The 1,065-nt window shown below is 66.3% G+C and carries 2 protein-coding genes; both read left to right on the top strand.

The features are described 5' to 3' along the window. Positions 1 to 221: 221 nt before the first annotated feature. A complete protein-coding gene (locus tag OC446_RS30480) occupies positions 222 to 641 on the top strand; it encodes a hypothetical protein (RefSeq protein ID WP_315986567.1) in 420 nt (139 codons plus the stop codon). Between the two features lie 20 nt (positions 642 to 661). Further along, positions 662 to 1,065: multicopper oxidase domain-containing protein (locus tag OC446_RS30475; RefSeq protein WP_262032602.1), on the top strand; the 404-nt coding region annotated here is incomplete at its 3' end.

Genomic DNA, 1,065 nt, shown 5'->3' with positions numbered 1-1,065 from the left:
GGCTATCCTGGAAAAGGTCGCCCGTGCGAAACAAGCGTTAGAGTCACAACACTAGTATGGCCTTGGCGGGGCCACCCGCTTCGTGAGCGCCTTTGATCTGGCCGCCACCAGCAGCTACGAGCGGGCAAAGTCGGTTGCGATCAATGAGGCGGGCGGCGTTGAGGTCACGCGGGGCGTGACCAAGCGCCGCGGCTTGTCGGTCGACTCCCAGATCCCCATCTATGACTTTGGTGCTACCGCGATCCGGGGCGCCCAGGAGGCGTATCTGGGGGGCTGCTAATCGTCTGGCCGAGCAGGCCGTCAATGCCCGCTCGGAAGCGCGTGAGGCCTACCTGCGCTATCGCGGCAACTACGACCTCGCCCGCCCCTACCAGACCTGGGTTCTGCCCCTGCGCCAGACGATCCAGGAGCAGGCTCAGCTCCAGTACAGCGGCATGCTTGTGGACCTGACCCAGCTCATCATCGACGCCCGCACCCGCATCCTGAGCAACGTCGATGCGATCAACGCCCGCCGCGACTTCTGGATCGCTGCCACTGACCTCAAGGCCGCCCTCGTCGGCGGACTGAGCGGCGGTGGCGAGGCCGGCGGAGAAACCACTGCGGCGGCCGGCGGCGGGGAAGCCGCCGCTGCCGGACACTGAAACACTTGAGGAGACCACCAATGACCGTATCGCGAAGAGGTTTTCTCGGCGCCGGGGGATTGGCCCTCGCCGGAGCCAGCATGATCAGCGGGCGCACCCAGGCGGCAAGCCTGCCTGAGGCGCCCACCATGACCGAAGCCACCATGCAGCCCCCGCTCTACCCGAAGAGCGGACCGGACTACAATCCTGTCGTCACCCTCAACGGCTGGACCTTGCCGTGGCGGGTGAACGGCGACTGGAAGGAGTTCCATCTCGTGGCCGAGCCTGTGGTGCGCGAGATGGCGCCTGGCATGAAGGCCCACCTGTGGGGCTACAACGGCCAGTCCCCTGGCCCGACTATCGAGGCGGTCGAAGGCGACAAGGTCCGCATCTTCGTCACCAACAAGCTGCCGGAGAACACGGCGGTGCACTGGCACGGCCAGCT

Source organism: Microvirga sp. Mcv34 (genome assembly GCF_024519725.1).
In the GTDB taxonomy this organism is placed as follows: domain Bacteria; phylum Pseudomonadota; class Alphaproteobacteria; order Rhizobiales; family Beijerinckiaceae; genus Microvirga.
This window is presented reverse-complemented; position numbering and strand designations above follow the sequence as displayed.

What these genes read in the sequence shown, in the direction of transcription:
- OC446_RS30480 (WP_315986567.1), top strand. Translation starts at nt 222, where the DNA reads ATGACTTTGGTGCTACCGCGATCCGGGGCGCCCAGGAGGCGTATCTGG.